We start from the raw sequence: 16,139 nt of genomic DNA on the forward strand, positions 1-16,139 counted from the left end.
GGCTATGGTCGTGTGCGGACGGGGGACTCCACAAACGAAAGCCACAGTATGAATTCTCTGATCACATGCACCCGCCGACTGCATTTCAGTGCCGGGCATCGAGTGATGAATCATGAATCGAAATGTTCGACGGCTCACGGCCATAACTACTATGTGCGCATCACCGCGACAGCTAGCTCCCTAGACGAGATCGGTCGTGTGATCGACTTCGGCGTTCTCAAAGAGAAAGTTGGAGGTTGGATCGATACAAACTGGGATCACACGTTTCTCGTGAACAGGCACGACACCGACGTTCTCGCAGCCCTGTTGTCGATGCCTCGCGCGAAAGACCCTTTCGTCTGTGATTTCAATCCGACCGCCGAAGAGATGGCGCATTTTCTTCTCGATGAGGTCTGCCCAGATGCGCTGCAGGGCACGGGCGTCACAGTGACGAAAGTGAGCGTAGAAGAGACCAGCAACTGCATCGCGGAGGCTTCACGCTGATGACCGATCTACGCAAGTCAGCAGTCGACACGCTGGATGAATCGATTGAAACCATGCTGAGCCCATCCCCCACATCGCTGCGCATTCCGTACCCCTGGAACGAGAATGGCCTCACCGATGCCGAGAAAGTTCACCGGATCGAATCGAACTTCAGGGAGATCCTCGCCACTCTCGGACTCGATCTGAATGACGATTCGATCCGAAACACGCCGAATCGCTATGCCAAGATGCTGGTCCATGAAGTCTTCGAGGGCCTGAGCGAGGCGGCGTATCCGAAGATCACTACACAATCGAACACGTTCGGCTATCGCTCTCCCCTCATCGAGACCGGTATTTCGATCGAAAGTATTTGCGAGCATCATTTCGTTCCGATTCTCGGGTACTGCCACATTGCCTATGTTCCGGAAGATCGAGTTATCGGCCTTTCGAAACTCAATCGAGTAGCGAAGTACTTCGCCCGCCGCCCTCAGGTACAGGAACGCTTGACGCGCCAGATCGCTCAGGAACTGGCAGAGATTCTCGGAACCGAGAGCGTCGCCGTCGCCGTCGATGCCGTACATCTCTGCGTTCGAATGCGTGGAATTCGAGACCACAACGCGCTGACGAGGACCATCGACCTCGGCGGACAGTTCCTCAGCGGCCCGATCCGAGATGAATTCTTCGGAGCAATACCCGATACAAGCAGCCAGCTCTCGTGAGCCGCTTCCTGACCGATCGAATCGCGTGGGATATCGACGTCGCAGATTTTCGCGACGGTGGAAACTTCGACCACATGGTTCGTCGCCTTCAAACGGAAAATTTCGATCTTCTCGTGGAGCGCGAGTGCAGAGAGGTTGCACCCTTCCTTCACGCTTGGGAAGCGGAGATCAGATCGGCTGAGCATTGGCCTGGACTCGGCGGCGGGCGCAACCTCGAGACGCTCTTTCAGGAGGCACCCGTCGCGAGCGGAGTGCTCTACATCTCGAGAAACCATACGATCTCGGAGTCATTTTTCCAGGACGTAACGAGCGAGAAGACCCACCTCACCGACCGTGTGGTGCATCCGAGTATTAGAGACGCACTAGCTGTTTCGCACGACCTCACGTTCTCCTTCCCGAGGACATACACGTTCGATGGTTATGTCAATAGTTGGGGCTTCATCAGGATTGATCGTGAGTTGAACGACGCGCGAGGCGCCGGAGTATTGCTTAGCGTGACTACGCTCGATCCCGAGGTAATGCGACTTCTGCAAACCAGTGGGTTTGAGCACGTGGTCGAGCTATATGATCACGCCTGGGATCACGCCATCCACGACTATCTGCATCACATCGCGCTTTACACCAATCCGTCGTTCGGAATCGGAAAGCTAAGTCCGATGTCTTTGGCTGCCGCAGCCGCAGACGTCGAATCCTGGGGCGCAGACATGATGAGCACCTTCAACTATGAATACTGGGCGCATCGCACTCATCGTTCATTGACTGCAGGTCTGTTGACCTCCGATGATCACGAAGCGATATTGACTCATGCCATCCGTTACTTCGAGGCAGTCGCATCCTTCGTGGAAACGATAGGGAAGGGCCACAACAACGACCCCCTCTCCACCCGCCTCTGGAGTTACCTCTCGTCGATCTACCTGTGGCCGCTCCATATTGTCGTTCATCCGATGGACAGCCTGTTCGAGAAGATAGGCGACATTGTGAACGGCTTGCAGCACCCAGATACGGAACGCCTCAGGGAAACCCTCGGCGCCCCGCTAAGGCATCTGCAAGCGGAATCAGAAGAATCGAGAGACCCCAGAATCATGGGCCTGCGGGGTGTCGTCCGAGACATACTCGGCACTGACGACCTCAACGATGCGACGCACCTGATGAAGCTTTCGTGGTTCGACCTACTTCGTATCCGCGTCGAGTTCGAGGCCCAGCGAGGTCTCTATGAAGGCTGGTACCACGACGAACCGATCATGTTCGCGGGCCGTCCCGTCTCTGCAACCAAGACGGCGAAGAACATCATCGAACACGTCGATTCCGCTGTTCGTTCTGTAAAAGCACGGTCACACTCCCTTGGCCCATACAAATTGAAAGGAATCGTTCCGTGAACATTCCAGAAATCGCAAATATTGTCGGCATTGTCGGCGTCTCGATTGTCGTAGTGACTTACTTTCTTCTCCAGATATCTGTTCTCAAAGTCAGCGACCTCAGCTATTCCTCCCTCAACGCCACAGCCTCGGTGCTCGTACTCTTCTCGCTGGCTTTTCATTGGAACCTATCGTCAGCCATCATCGAGATCTTCTGGCTGGCGATCAGCATCTACGGGTGCATCGCCTGGCTGCGGCAGAGGATCAAGGCGTCACATACAGATGTGGCAGATCCGGAAGGAGTCACCGATGCAGCACGATGATTCGACGGATCTTCTGGTCTTCTCCTACGGAGCTCTGCAAAGACGAGAGGTTCAAGAAGCCATGTTCGGACGCGCATTCGAGTCGCGGCCTGCTCACCTCTCAGGATTCGAAGTCATCGAGGTTCCGGTACCCGCAGATCATCACGACCCGATCTTCGGCACGAGCGACACCCGACTCGTTCTCCAACCATCCGCTCATCCGGATTCGATCTTGAGAGGGCAGCTTCTCGCACTGACACCAGAAGAATTGCGCATTGCGGACGGCTTCGAGGCCCCCGAATACGCGCGGCAATTAGTCCGGATCGACAACGAGATCGAGGCTTGGGTTTACTTCCCCGTCTGATTGGAGCGCGTCGGCCGACCACTCGTAGCCCGCGCCTGACTCCCGGTTAGCCGAGCTTGCTCCACGGTTTGAACGTCGGGGCTGCGGGCGACACGGGCCGCGTGACGCCGCCGCGAGTCTGCCTGATTGCCGAATTCAGGTAGAAAGCGCAGACGATCACGTTGAACACGAGGCTGGCTATCCACTCGCCGAGCGTGAGGCGGTTCGAAGCGCTTTCCTCAATAACGCCGGTCACGGTGAGTACAACGAATACGAGCGTAAATGCTGTGCCGACCAACAGGAGGATGCCCAATCGCCGGCTGAGTTTGGGCCACGCGGTCATCTGCCACCAGGGGCGCGCGGGAGTGACCGGTTCTCCTGCGCCCCGAAAAATGCGCGTGGCCAGAAAGATCACCGCGAGCAGCACGATCGAATCGATGATGTTCACGGCAAGAGGGTGCAGGCCCACAGCCGAGAGAAGCGCGAGAAAGGGGTACCTGATCAGGCAGACGACGACGATGTAGGCCAGTTTGATCGGCCAGCGAGTGATTCGAAGATCGAGGATTCTGTGCACGCTAAAGACTTCTCTCGTCGGGCCGCCGTGTTCGCGACATGAGCCATGGCGAGTGCGCGGTCCCCGAATCGATCACCCTCGACGAATCTATCGAAGTCGGGCGAATGTTTCTTCTTGTTTATTGAGTAGCCGTCGACGCATTGCCGCAAGCAAATCATTGGGCGGCGGCAGCCTCTAATCGGCCGCGCACTCGAGCGCGAACGTGAGGGTCGCGTCGACTCTGACGGCGTCGTCGGTGTCGAGCTCGGCAACACGCAGATCGGTCGATGACCTCTCGAGGATGAGCACCTCACCCGGAATCTCGGTGCCAAACATGATGCCGTCGTCCTCGTTCAGCACGGCACCCTTGCCGGTGAACAAGACGGCGAAGTCGGATACGGCCCATGCGCCGACGAACACATCATCGCCTGCCCTATCTGGGATGCTCGCGCCCGAGTCGTCGGCTGCCGACCACGTACTCCACTGCGCGGCGCCGTCGGGTTGGCAGAGCGGGCGATCGGGGTGGCCGGTCACCGTAACCTCCCTGCCCTCGTGCTCGAAGGAGATCTCGACGGTAGGCGCCTCGCCGGCCTGGGCGGGAGGTGAATTCTGTGTCGTCGGCTCTGTGCTCCGGTCGTCGGAGAGCGGACCAGGAGTGCATCCGACGAGCCCGACCGCGACGGCGGCCGTCACCATGAGCAGGGCCGCCGCCCTCATGCGGCTACCCGCGGTGCGATCGAGGATTCTGTGCACGCTGAAACTTCTTTCGTCGGGCCGCTCATTCGCGACATCAGTCGTGGCGAGCAAGCGGTCCCCGAATCGATCACCCTCGGCAAATCTATCGAAGTCGGGCGACAGATTCTCGTTGTCTTCTAGGCGCTCTCGACTCGCCGCGCCGCGAGCGCCGCGGCCACCCGCCCGATCAGGTCATACGGGATCGGTTTCGAGTACGGAAAGTTGATCGAGTCTTTGGCTGCGCGATAGGGCGCGATCTCTTCTTCGAGCGCGTCGTGTTCGCCGTCGTCGAGCCGAGCGACCGGATAGAGGCCGACGAACTTCTTCCAGGCGGCGTAGTGCAGCCCGTAGCGGCCGTCGAACATGACGGCGGGCATGTCATAGCGGTACTTCTCTTCACCGCCGGGCACCGCCTCGAGCAGAACTCGTCTGATCTCGCGCAGGATCGCCTGCTGCTCGGCGGGCTGCGACTCGATGTACTCGTCGACCGAGGTGAACCTCTCTGTCATGCGCCCAGAATCCCACGCCTCGTCGCGCTGATCAATATCGGTCAGGATCGAAGAAGCGCGCAGCATGCGGGCATCCCTATTCTGAAAACACCGCCGCACACATGTGGCGCCTCTGTTGATGAACGACCGAAGGAGACCACCATGGCCGCTGCCGAAGGACTGAGCAAAGAAGAACGCGACGCCGTCAAGGAGCGCGCGAAGGAGCTGCGCGACGAGGCCAAGGCGGGCAAGAACCGCGAGGCGGGCGAGAAGGCCGTAGCGAAGGCGATCGCAGAGATGCCCGAATCGGATGCCGCTATCGCGGGCCGCATCCACGAACTCGTCGCGCAACACGCACCCCAGCTGATGCCGAAGACCTGGTACAGCCAGCCGGCCTATGCGAACACAGAGGGCAAGGTCATCCTGTTCGTGCAGAGCGCGGCCAAGTTCAAGACGCGCTACTGCACCCTGGGCTTCAGTGAAGACGCGGCCCTCGACGACGGAGAGATGTGGCCGACGTCATTCGCGGTGATGACGCTGACGCCTGCGGTAGAGAAGGCGATCGCGGACCTCATTCTGCGCGCGTCGATGTGAGCCCAAAGGCCGCGGAATAATTCGAACGTCGGTTTTCTGCCTTCAACTTAGCAACTCGCATTGGCCTAAAACTTGAGGCACGAACTCTCCTCGGCACCATCACCCGTTGAATCATAACGACAGCAGAACCATCCGCCCATCAGCGTCGCCGCATCGGGCGAATGTTTACCCGGTTCCGGCTTCACGGGCGTCAAACGTGTCGCCGTCATCAATCTTGATGGTCGGTCTCCTCGTCCTCTTCCCCGGTAGTTCGTCGACCAGCGCATCAACTATTGGCTGCGCTTTCGTGCGAGACAGCGTCAATAGGGATGCATCTCCGAGCGATATTGCAGCGCGAAGCGCGCTCGGCGCATAGGTCAGTGATCCCAGGAGCGCGAGAGCTGCCGCTCGCGCGAGTGGCGGCGGGACGCTATTGCCGACCTGTCGATGCCCATGCCAATTGGTGGTGTGGAACCGGAACCAGTCTGGGTAGCCATGCAGCCGCGCCGCTTCCCGCACAGTTACAACACGATTCTCATGAGGGTGAATCGGCCGCGGAGACGTATGCGACCCTCTCTCAGAGCCAGTGCCCGCCCTTAGCGTTCGAGAAGGCCCATCGAGTGGGAGCCTGTATAGGCGACTCTTAGGTTCGACCGCTCCGCGCTCGGTTAGCGCGAACCGCTGGACCGTCTCCGCTGTGTGAACGGTCCGACGCGACCCTGTCAAGCGGGATGGTTCCCACAACCTTGGTCTCGACTTGTCACCAGGCAGTACGTCGACACCAGCTAATGCGCGCGCGTATGGGCTCTTGATCGATGCTCGCCTCTTAGCATCCTCTGGGTTGAGTTCTACCTCATCCGATTCGAGCAGTCCGTCATAGTCGATAGGCGACGGCAGCCCATCAAGGGCTTCTTCCACTGACACCTCGCCCTCGATGGGAACAGGACGCGACGGAGCGGCCCCACCCAGCGCCCCCAGTACGATGACTCTCCGGCGGGTCTGCGGCACACCGAAATGAAGACTGTTCACGGGCTTGTCGGTCCCAGAGAGCGAATACCCAGCCTTTCGGAGTCGGTCGAACGCTTCCTCGCGAACGTCATCGAATTTCTTCTCGAGCAGGCCCGCCACGTTCTCCAGACAGAAGGTCTGTGGCTTGAGCTCTTCAACCATTCGAACAAAATGCAGAAGCAGGTTGTTGCGCTCGTCACCCTGTTCGCGCTTTCCCCCAGTGGAGAAACCTTGACAAGGCGGGCCGCCGATCAGTGCATCGATCCGGCCCGGCCAAGGGACACCGGGGTGGAGCCGCCGAAAGCCGCGCTCGGCAGCTGCCATCACATCAACAGGCAGAAGCTTCGAGGCGTCACGACATACGACCTCACCCTGAGGAAAGTTGAAGGCATGAGTAGCGGCATGAACGGGATCGTATTCCACAGCAGCGACCACATCATAGCCTGCCTGTTCAAACCCGAGACTCATTCCGCCTGCGCCGGCGAAAAGATCTACTGCGATGGGCCGCGTCGAACGCGCTCGGCTAGTGGATAGAGGCATCCTACGACGATCGCACATCTTGCACTCGAACGCACGCAACTAGAGACCCCGTGTTCCCTTCGGGCCAGCAGAAGTCGGGCATCATGTGTAAATGGTCACATCTACCCCTGACACGACGATCGATGCTGGCGCCGAGAAACGTTTCTTCATCGAAATGCTAACGAAGGACATCGAGCTACTCCCCGCCATCGTTGATCTCCTCGACAACAGCGTGGACGGAGCACGCGGCCTCCACCCCGATGGCGATCTATCGGGACAATGGGTGAAGATTAATTTCGGCAATGGCTCCTTCACAATTGCGGACAACTCAGGTGGCATCTCGGCTGAAATCGCTCGACATTACGCATTCCGATTCGGGCGCTCCAAAAGTTTCACGGGCGTGAAACGCTCAGTTGGTCAATTCGGTGTCGGAATGAAACGCGCCATATTCAAGATCGGGAACGCTTTTTCTGTCGAATCTGCCCACCGCGGTGCGACCGGCAAGGATGACGGCTCACGCTTCGATCTGGAAGTAGACGTTGAGGACTGGGCCATCCAGGGCGACTGGACATTCCAGTTCAACAGAGTAGAAGAGAACATTTCTCTCTTGCCGATCGAGGCAGCAGGAACGATGATCTCGGTGACGAACCTTCATCCGAGTGTCCAAGACGATCTGAACGATCCCACCATCGTGCAGGCGCTGCGGACTGAACTGCGGATTCGTCATCAAGAGTCAATCCAGAGCGGATTACAACTGTTTCTCAATAGCGACAAGCCACTTTCGGCGTCGAGGCCATCACTCCAAGCATCAGACGTTGTGCGACCGGTCTTCAAAGAATTTCAAGTCTCTGGGGCTGACGGCGGCGTTGTGGATGTGAAGCTTTATGCCGGAACCGTAGCGCCGCCGAAGCGCGAGAAAGAAATCGATCCCGAGGACGATGGTCAGGCAGAGAACTTCCAAGACCCTGGTGACGCCGGGTGGTACCTCTTCTGCAACGACAGGCTGTTGCTCGTCGCAGACAGGACACCCATCACTGGGTGGGGCAATCCAGCAGCCGCGTACCACCCCCAGTACCGTCTCTTCAGAGGCTTCGTCTACCTTTCGGCAGACGATGCCAGCCTCTTGCCGTGGAACACAACAAAGACCGCCGTCGACCGTGACTCACCTGTGTTCCGGGCGGTTCAGTCGGAAATGAAGACAACGCTAGTCGCAGTGCAAGCCGTGATTAACCGCGCAAAACAGGTACGCGCTCGTGTTGAGGACGAGGATGTGAAGCCCGATTTGCTCGTAGCTCTGGACGAAACACCTGACAAACCAATCAGTTCGCTCGCGACTTCGTCGCAGATGGTCACTCCGGCTGCTCCGCCACCCAAGCCGAAGGCTCCTCCAACACCCAAGATTCAACGTATCCAGTATGCCGTTGACTTGGACCGATTTGAGGAGGTTGCCCAAGCGATAGGGGCAAGCAGCGGTTCTGAAGTTGGCCGCCTCACCTTCGACTACTTCTACGACCAAGAGATCGACTGATGGCACGTCAGTATGAGTTTCGGCCGGCAAAGGCAGCTCAACGCATGATGATTGTCGATGCCTGTCGAAGGCTGACCGCGATTGCTCCTCTCGTCAAGTATCAATACGTCGGTTTTGGAGGGTTGGAGTTTATAGACTTCGTCGAGTTCCACCGGGGACTCGGCGTTCCTCAGATGACGAGTATTGAGCGCGACACGAACATGCAGCACCGGCTCGACTTCAACAAGCCCTATAAGAGCATTCGTGTTCTAATGGGCGAAGCCCGCGACCAACTCCCTCAAGTTGACTGGACTCAATTGTCCATAACTTGGCTCGACTACACCGACGTGCTCACCACCGACATTCTGCGAGACGTTGACTTCGTTGTGCGCTCCAGCCAACCTGGCAGCATCGTCATTGTCACCGTAAATGGCGCTACGACAAAAGTCCCGGTTCCTGAACGTCTGAGCAACCTCCGCGCTAGCCTAGGCAGCCACGTAGACGACTCCCTCACCGAGAAAGACATGGCAGGCTGGGGACCCACCAAACTCGAACGAAGCGTTCTCCAAGCAACCGCGCACGCGGCTGGAAGGCAGGCTCACGGTTTGCCTTTTCGTCAACTCTTCAACTTTCACTACGCGGATGACGCGAAGATGCTGACATGGGGTGGCATCACCACCAGCTCGTCTTTAGATCGGACAATTGATTCGTGCCGCTTCGAGGATCTTCATTTCATTCGCGGCGACGACGACCCATTCGAGATAAACGTGCCCGTGCTCACCGAGAAAGAAATCGCCTATCTGGAAACGGAGCTTGTTGGAATCCCGACTCCACTACCGCAGATCAGAGGAATTTCGTCTGCGGAGATAAAAGCTTTTGCTCAGGTCTATCGGTGGCGAGTCGGCTCGCGCTAATCAGAACGAATCTTGTGAGCCGAGGGAACCCTCGCGGTTTGTTGGTTCCTCCCGACTGACCGCTCGTGGGCTCGCCAACTGCCCCACTAGCCCTGAATGGGAAGAATCGATCCTACGTAGCGCGGAGTATTCGATCACAATGAGCTTCTCCCGCCAACTGCGAAGTAAATTGGCCTCCATGTCTGCCCTATGTAGGAACACATGTGTTGCTAGGAGAATCTGCAAGTGCGAGCCACAGGCCGTCGGCTACTTCTCAAGTCGTTGATCCCTCAGGCCACGACCAACATGTCAATCTCGCCGAAGTAGCCGATCCGTCGCGGCGTCATAGTTGCCAATACCAAGCCGAGGATCAACATGATTCGTCTGGTGCCCCTGGAGGGACTCGAACCCCCAACCTGTTCCTTAGGACGGAATTGCTCTTCCATTGAGCTACAGAGGCTGGCCTTTAGGAGTTTAGCTTAGAGGCGAGGTCGGGTGGTCTCGATACGGTCGCTGCGCGACCTACTCGACCAGCGCATCCGGCGGGATGGTGGTCTCGATACGCGTCGGCCGCGGGCGGCCTTTGGCTACTCGACCAGCGCAAATCAGTCAACACGGCGAAGCCGTCAATAAATAGGGCACGGCGAAGCCGTTCGATAGCCAGCTGCTACGCCGCGCTCTCGATGTAGCCCTCCCAGGCCGGCTCCGCGCGCTCCGCTCCGCGGACCGTCCAGCCCGACTGGTGCGGCATCTTCGGCGTGGCCCGCAGAGTCCAGCCCATCTCGGCCGGGGTGCGGTCGCTCTTGATGTTGTTGCAGCGCAGGCAGCAGGCCACGAGGTTCTCCCAGGTGTCCTTGCCTCCGCGCGACTTGGGCTGCACGTGGTCGATGGTGGTCGCTGCGCCCCCGCAGTACAGGCAGCGCATGCCGTCGCGGCGCAGCACTCCCCTGCGCGACACGGGCATGAGCCTGGTCGAGGGGATGCGCACGTAGCGCGTCAGGATGATCACGCTCGGCCGATCGAACAGGCCAGAGGTGGCCCAGACCGGATGCTCGACGTCGCTCTCGATGATGGTCGCCTTCTCGTTCATCACGAGAACGATGGCGCGCTTGAACGAGACCACTCCGAGTGGCTCGTATCCCGCGTTCAAAACAAGTGTTCGCATTGTTGCCCTTTCGAATTGCCCTGCACGGCTTGCAGGGACCCGATGTGTCACCCATCGATTTTCAAGCGATTACAAGAGCAAATGGACACAAAAAAAGGGCACCGTCGAAATGACAGCACCCTAACTGAGCCGAACCCGGCTCAGACAACGTCCACTCGTGTGCCTCCTGACACTCAGCAGGCGGCAACCCGTGGTGCGGATGCTCCTGCCAGATATCACGAGGTCTCCTCTAAAGGCTCGAATAATTGCAGTAAGGCTAACCCACGAACGGCGTACCACAAATTCGTGGCACGCCGTTCGGGTGAGCTGTAACCGATTGTTCACAAACCGGCCAGCGACGATTGCATCTAGACGATGCGCACGAAATAGTAGCTGCCCCAGAGCGCGCGGTGCTCGACCATGCGGCCCCAATCGGGCGAGTCGATCACTCCGCCGGCTCCGTCGTAGATGCCGATGTGGTACATCGGCCACACCACGAGGTCGCCCGGCTGGGCGTCTTCGGGCGAGACGCGAATTCCCATGGCCGCCTGGTTTCCGACGATGCGCGGCAGGTAGATGCCGAACTGGCCGAACACGTACTGGGTGAGCCCGTCGCATCCGAAACCGGCCTCGGGGGTGGCGCCGGCGCTGTATGGAACGACGCCGACGAACTGCTCGGCGTAGTCGACGACGGCCTGGCCGCTGTAGGAGCCGGAGGGCGGGTTGACGGCGAAGGTTCCGGTGGCGGGGGCCTCGGCGGAGGCGGTCGAGGCTGCGGCCGTGCTGGCTTCAGTGGCGGCGACCGCGGCCGCGGCGGCGTCGCGCGCTGCCTGCAGCTCTTCGCTCGTGGGAGCGGTGTAGGCGTCGCGGCTCACGGCCAGCGCCGCGGCGGTGTCGTCGACCGTGATGCTCTGCGCAGCTCCGGCCAAGTCGGTGGAATTGTTCGCATCGAAACCCGCGGTGCCGTTGCCGAATGCGTAGGCGGGCAGCGCCATCGTGGCGATGAGGCCCAGGGCGAAGGTCATGACGACCCCACCCGCGACGTTGCGGCGGGTCGGTTTCTTGAAGCGGCGCGGCGGGGCGGTCTGCACGGTCGCCTTGGCGACGGGTGCGGATGCGCGGGGCGCCGCGATGATCGACGTCGCCGAGCGGGTCACCGCCGTGGTGGGTCGCGGCACCGACGGAACGATGTCGGACTCGGACTCGCGACGCTCGCGGCGCGATCCGGGCACTGCGGCCGTGCGGCTCACACCGGCTGGGGTGTCGATCGAGGTGTTCGGGTTCTGCTGGTCGTTCGGGGCGTCCAGCGGCTCACGAAGTTCGGTCAAGATCTGTACCTCCGGCACCTCTCGCAGCATCTAGGGTGCCGCCCCGTCCCACTGAATTGTCTGCGGGTCACGCTCGCCGAGAGACGGGGGAAAGAGGTGTCTCGACGCCGTCCAAGGCCGGGATGTGGCCGTCTGGACTCGTCCGATGGTACGGGAGCGTTACCGTTTTGTCACCTTCGAAGGGACATTTTTAACGAATCGGTAACGGAGAAGATGAATGGATCTCAGCAAAAACCGCTACTTGAAGTCGGTGTCGAGGTTCACGTTGAGACCCTCGGTCGCGCTTCCCACGTCGATGTGCATGTGGGTGCACGAGTCGCTGAACTCCTTGAAGTTCTGCAGGTTCAACGAGATTCCGGCCGATGCGCGGCACTCGCTCTGGCCCAGGTTCGAGCCGGGAGGCATGATCGGGTCGAGGGTCTCGGCGAACTTCACCGTGTTCGCATCGGCGCCTGGAACGGAGGCCCCGTTGATCAGGTAGAAGTCCACAGCGTGGCCGCCACCGTTGATGTAGTGCGACGAACTCGTTCCGCCACCCTCGATCTGGCCGGTGCATTTGCGGTTGATGTCGCTCACCGCCACGGTGTTGAACGTGCGCACGGCGATCACCATCACCTGCAGGATGCGCAGGTCGATTCCGCAGTCGGGCTTCACGACGCCGTCGGCCAGTGCCTGGATCTCCGGGATGTGATCGGGTACAGAGCCCTTGAGCCTGCCGGCCGCGACGGCCGCCATCAGCTCCTGGGCGAGCTTCTGCGATTCCTTCGATACGTAGCTGTTCGTCGTCGAGTAGAGGGAGCCGGGGGCGCCCTCGGCGTAGAAGTCGTCGCGAACCGCGTTCAGCGCCGGCCCCTCGCCCACGGAGAGGTTCTGGCTGTCGGTCACGTCGCCGACGCTCTGCACCGCAGCGAAGTCCGACGGAGTCGCGAAGCCCAGCGACGGAATCGACAGCGACACCACGAACAGGGCGGCGATCATCATCACGAAGCCGGCCAGAACGCGGCGCTTGATCGGCTGCGAGCGGGCGTGCGACACGAAGGTGCCGCTCGACGACGACATGAGCTCGGCGACGGGCACGGAGCGTCGCACCCGCGGCGAGGCGATGGGCACAGACGGAGGCGCCTCGTCGGCTCCCGACGTGGCGAGCGCGGAGATCGGTTCGGGTGCCACGTGGGGTTCGGCGAAGTCGACCTCGGCGCTCAGAACCGTCTCGGCCGCGATGTGCTCGGCGGTCTCGCCCTCGACCACCGGATGCTGCGCCACCAGTTCGATCTCGAGAGGCACGGTCTCGAGATTGGCGACGGCGAGCATCCGCTCGTCGACGGCAGGCTCGATCGCCGTCTCTCCGCTGGCTTCGATCACCGTCTCGACGGGAGTCTCAGCCACCGTCTCGACGGCGGGCTCGGGTGCCGGTTCCGGCGTCGGCTCGGGGGCCGGCTCGTGCGTCACCGCGGTGTCGACGTCGATGGGGGCCGCGGCGCGTGCGCGGCGCGCACGCCGAGAGGTCGGGGCGTCGGCGGCGGGAGGAGCCTCCGGCTGCGGCGTCTCCACGAGCTCGGCGACGACGACGGGCTCCGGCGCTGGCGCGAGCTCCGGCTCGGCCGCGGGATCCGGCTCCGGCACAGCCTCCGGCTCGACGAGGCGAACCGTCTCGACCACGGGCTGCGGCGCAACGGGCGCGACGGGCCCGGCCACGGCATCCGGAACCCGATCGACGACGGCGGGCCGTTCGGAGTAGCGCTCGTCGAGCTCGCGCTCGCGCCGCTCGCGGCGGCTCAGCCCGGCGGCGGCCTGGGCTGCGGCGGCGCGGTGCTGCGCCTCGGCCTCGGCTTCGGCCTGCTCGCGATCGCGCAGCTGCCGGCGGCTCAGCGGAGCGGCGGGCGGAGCCGTGCGTGAATCGCGGCGTCGTCGAGGATGCTCGACGTTCTTCTGCGATTCAGCGGGTTCGACCACGGGGCTTGAGATCCTTCGACGCCATCAATGGCAGACATGTCCGACCGTCTGGGCGCAGAACGGGTCCGGGTAGTGCAGGAGACAGTCGGAGGGCGCATCCTGATCCGGCGCTCCGCCGCCCGAACGAGCGGGGGAACTGTTCGAGGGTATGCGAATCTCCCTCATCTGTCACTCTGGCCCGGCCAGCTGTCAGGCCGCGACCAGCGCGCAGACAGGATGCGCTCCTGTCGGTCAGATGCCGACGAAGATGTGACCCGCGACCTCGTTGGGCAGTTCGAGGCCCTCGGGGAAGCCCTCGACCTCGACCAGAATGTACGAGCCGACCTGCGAGAACGCGGCCTTGTTGCCGGGAACCACGCCGAACTGCTTGAGCTGCAGCAGAAGCTCGGGGTCGACTTGCGCCGGCTCGCCGAGGCGGCGGATGGTCTTGGTCTGCGGACCGACGGCACCGTGGACGAGGCTGAGAAGGTTGACCACGCCGCGGGTGAACGGCACCGCTGCCGCGTCGCCGAATTCGTCGAGGCCGGGGATCGGGTTGCCGTAGGGCGACTCGGTGGGGTGATCGAGCATCTCGATGATGCGACGTTCGACCTGCTCGCTCATGACATGCTCCCAGCGGCATGCCTCTTCGTGCACGTACTCCCAGTCGAGCCCGATGACGTCGCTGAGCAGTCGCTCGGCGAGGCGGTGCTTGCGCATCACATGGACGGCCTTCGTGCGGCCGATGCCGGTGAGCTCGAGGTGGCGGTCTCCGGAGACCACGACGAGCCCGTCGCGCTCCATGCGGCCGACCGTCTGAGAGACCGTGGGGCCTGAGTGGCCGAGGCGCTCCGAGATCCGAGCGCGCAGCGGAATGATGTTCTCCTCCTCCAGTTCGAGGATCGTGCGGAGATACATCTCCGTGGTGTCAATGAGATCGGCCAACGATCACTCCTTAGGAAGTTGCGCACGTACGCCTCCACCATAACGTTTGAGAACGGTGGGTAAGGCTCGGCTCACTAGACTTAACCCCATGCCTGAACTGACAATTCCCAGCGCCCTTCTGCCCACCGACGGCCGTTTCGGCTGCGGACCGTCGAAGGTGCGGCCCGAGCAGCTCGTCGACCTCGCCACCCGAGGCGCCTCTCTACTGGGTACGTCTCACCGCCAGGCACCGGTCAAGAACCTCGTCGGATCGGTGCGCGACGGCCTCTCGAACCTCTTCTCTCTGCCCGAAGGCTACGAGGTCGTGCTCGGCAACGGCGGCTCGACCGCGTTCTGGGACGCGGCCGCATTCGGTCTCATCGAGAAGCGCAGCGAGCACCTCACCTTCGGCGAGTTCGGCTCCAAGTTCGCCGCAGCCGCGAAGGCCCCGTGGCTCGAGGCACCGCACGTCATCAACGCCGCCGGTGGGTCGCGTAGCGAGATCGAGGTCGTCGAGGGCGTGGATGTCTACGCCTGGCCCCACAACGAGACCAGCACCGGTGTGATGGCTCCCGTTTCACGAGTTCACGGCGACGCGGGCGCGCTCACCGTCGTCGACGCGACCAGCGCGGCCGGCGGCATCCAGTTCGACGCCGCCGAGACCGACGTGTACTACTTCGCACCGCAGAAGAACTTCGCGTCGGACGGCGGCCTCTGGTTCGGCCTCTTCTCCCCCGCCGCCCTCGAGCGGGTCGAGCGCATCGCCGCGTCGGGGCGCTACATCCCCGAGTTCCTCAGCATCAAGAACGCCGTCGACAACTCGCGACTCAACCAGACCCTCAACACTCCTGCCATCGCCACGCTCGTGATGCTCGACAACCAGATCGAGTGGATCAACGGCAACGGCGGGCTCGCCTGGGCCTCGGCGCGCACCACGGAGTCGTCGTCGGCCCTGTACGACTGGGCCGAGGGCGTCGACTACGCCAGCCCCTTCGTGGCGAACCCGGAGCACCGCTCGCAGGTCGTCGTCACGATCGACTTCGACGACTCGATCGACGCGGCAGCCATCGCCAAGGTGCTGCGCGCAAACGGGATCGTCGACACGGAGCCGTACCGCAAGCTGGGTCGCAACCAGCTGCGCGTGGCCACCTTCGTGGCGATCGAGCCGTCCGACGTGCGCGCGCTCATCTCGTCGATCGAGTACGTGGTCGAGAACCTCTAGCGCTCGCGCCCCTGCCCTGCTCGAGCAGGCGCAGCTCTGAACGCAGAGAACGGGAGGAGATCCGCACATCCGACGCGAATAGCGCGTCGGATTGTCAGATCTCCTCCCGTTTCAGTTCTGGATCGCCGGAAG

The 16,139-nt window shown here is 61.5% G+C and carries 17 protein-coding genes and 1 tRNA gene; 9 read left to right on the forward strand and 9 right to left on the reverse strand.

Going from position 1 to position 16,139, the window contains the following annotated elements:
- Positions 1–48 precede the first annotated feature (48 nt).
- The 5 genes from QCD70_RS15480 to QCD70_RS15500 are packed head-to-tail and all read left to right on the forward strand — an operon-like array spanning position 49 to position 3,202.
- Positions 49–483: a 6-pyruvoyl trahydropterin synthase family protein gene (locus tag QCD70_RS15480; RefSeq protein WP_301217888.1), complete on the forward strand. Its 435-nt coding sequence runs from the start codon at positions 49–51 to the stop codon at positions 481–483.
- Positions 483–1,181, forward strand: coding sequence for a GTP cyclohydrolase I FolE (gene folE, locus QCD70_RS15485; RefSeq protein ID WP_301217891.1), 699 nt, complete (start codon positions 483–485; stop codon positions 1,179–1,181). The genes QCD70_RS15480 and folE overlap by 1 nt, the downstream gene beginning before the upstream one ends.
- Positions 1,178–2,557 carry a hypothetical protein gene (locus QCD70_RS15490; RefSeq protein WP_301217893.1) on the forward strand — a complete coding sequence of 460 codons (1,380 nt, stop codon included), beginning with the start codon at positions 1,178–1,180 and terminating at the stop codon, positions 2,555–2,557. The genes folE and QCD70_RS15490 overlap by 4 nt, the downstream gene beginning before the upstream one ends.
- A complete protein-coding gene (locus QCD70_RS15495; protein ID WP_301217895.1) occupies positions 2,554–2,859 on the forward strand; it encodes a CBU_0592 family membrane protein in 306 nt (101 codons plus the stop codon). The genes QCD70_RS15490 and QCD70_RS15495 overlap by 4 nt, the downstream gene beginning before the upstream one ends.
- Positions 2,846–3,202, forward strand: a complete 357-nt coding sequence (locus QCD70_RS15500) for a gamma-glutamylcyclotransferase family protein (protein WP_301217898.1) — start codon at positions 2,846–2,848, stop codon at positions 3,200–3,202. The genes QCD70_RS15495 and QCD70_RS15500 overlap by 14 nt, the downstream gene beginning before the upstream one ends.
- A gap of 46 nt (positions 3,203–3,248) precedes the next feature.
- Here QCD70_RS15500 and QCD70_RS15505 read toward each other — a convergent pair whose 3' ends face one another.
- From QCD70_RS15505 to QCD70_RS15515, 3 genes are all read right to left on the reverse strand, one after another.
- The gene (locus tag QCD70_RS15505) at positions 3,249–3,755 is read right to left on the reverse strand and encodes a hypothetical protein (RefSeq protein WP_301217901.1); all 507 of its coding nucleotides are present in this window, start codon (positions 3,753–3,755) and stop codon (positions 3,249–3,251) included.
- A 174-nt stretch (positions 3,756–3,929) separates the two neighbouring features.
- The gene (locus QCD70_RS15510) at positions 3,930–4,487 is read right to left on the reverse strand and encodes a hypothetical protein (protein WP_301217903.1); all 558 of its coding nucleotides are present in this window, start codon (positions 4,485–4,487) and stop codon (positions 3,930–3,932) included.
- Positions 4,488–4,606: 119 nt separating this feature from the next.
- A complete protein-coding gene (locus QCD70_RS15515; RefSeq protein WP_301217905.1) occupies positions 4,607–5,044 on the reverse strand; it encodes an iron chaperone in 438 nt (145 codons plus the stop codon).
- 75 nt (positions 5,045–5,119) lie between these two features.
- On the opposite strand from QCD70_RS15515, the gene QCD70_RS15520 reads away from it, so the two are divergent.
- Positions 5,120–5,551, forward strand: coding sequence for a hypothetical protein (locus tag QCD70_RS15520; protein WP_301217907.1), 432 nt, complete (start codon positions 5,120–5,122; stop codon positions 5,549–5,551).
- 165 nt (positions 5,552–5,716) lie between these two features.
- Here the strand turns inward: QCD70_RS15520 and QCD70_RS19255 are convergent, their stop codons facing one another.
- On the reverse strand, positions 5,717–7,096 hold the full coding sequence (locus tag QCD70_RS19255) for a DNA cytosine methyltransferase (protein WP_367316736.1): 1,380 nt from the start codon (positions 7,094–7,096) through the stop codon (positions 5,717–5,719).
- Positions 7,097–7,169: 73 nt separating this feature from the next.
- Between QCD70_RS19255 and QCD70_RS15530 the strand changes: the two genes are divergently transcribed.
- Entirely contained in the window at positions 7,170–8,585 is a 1,416-nt protein-coding gene (locus tag QCD70_RS15530) for an ATP-binding protein (protein WP_301217912.1), read from the forward strand.
- Positions 8,585–9,478, forward strand: coding sequence for an O-methyltransferase (locus QCD70_RS15535; protein ID WP_301217914.1), 894 nt, complete (start codon positions 8,585–8,587; stop codon positions 9,476–9,478). Before QCD70_RS15530 ends, QCD70_RS15535 begins: the two co-directional genes overlap by 1 nt.
- Positions 9,479–9,842: 364 nt before the next feature.
- On the opposite strand, the gene QCD70_RS15540 is transcribed toward QCD70_RS15535, so the two are convergent.
- From QCD70_RS15540 to QCD70_RS15560, 5 genes are all read right to left on the reverse strand, one after another.
- A tRNA-Arg gene (locus QCD70_RS15540) sits at positions 9,843–9,917 on the reverse strand.
- A 207-nt stretch (positions 9,918–10,124) separates the two neighbouring features.
- Positions 10,125–10,622, reverse strand: coding sequence for an HNH endonuclease (locus QCD70_RS15545; RefSeq protein WP_055927508.1), 498 nt, complete (start codon positions 10,620–10,622; stop codon positions 10,125–10,127).
- Between the two features lie 347 nt (positions 10,623–10,969).
- A complete protein-coding gene (locus QCD70_RS15550) occupies positions 10,970–11,929 on the reverse strand; it encodes a C40 family peptidase (RefSeq protein ID WP_301217918.1) in 960 nt (319 codons plus the stop codon).
- Positions 11,930–12,166: 237 nt separating this feature from the next.
- The gene (locus tag QCD70_RS15555) at positions 12,167–13,882 is read right to left on the reverse strand and encodes a hypothetical protein (RefSeq protein WP_301217920.1); all 1,716 of its coding nucleotides are present in this window, start codon (positions 13,880–13,882) and stop codon (positions 12,167–12,169) included.
- A 231-nt stretch (positions 13,883–14,113) separates the two neighbouring features.
- On the reverse strand, positions 14,114–14,806 hold the full coding sequence (locus QCD70_RS15560; RefSeq protein ID WP_055927500.1) for a metal-dependent transcriptional regulator: 693 nt from the start codon (positions 14,804–14,806) through the stop codon (positions 14,114–14,116).
- Between the two features lie 88 nt (positions 14,807–14,894).
- Between QCD70_RS15560 and serC the strand changes: the two genes are divergently transcribed.
- Complete coding sequence (serC, locus tag QCD70_RS15565; RefSeq protein ID WP_301217922.1) at positions 14,895–16,007, forward strand: phosphoserine transaminase; 1,113 nt, start codon at positions 14,895–14,897, stop codon at positions 16,005–16,007.
- Positions 16,008–16,139 lie beyond the last annotated feature (132 nt).

The sequence above is a fragment of the Agreia sp. PsM10 genome (assembly GCF_030433855.1).
In the GTDB taxonomy this organism is placed as follows: Bacteria; Actinomycetota; Actinomycetes; order Actinomycetales; family Microbacteriaceae; genus Agreia.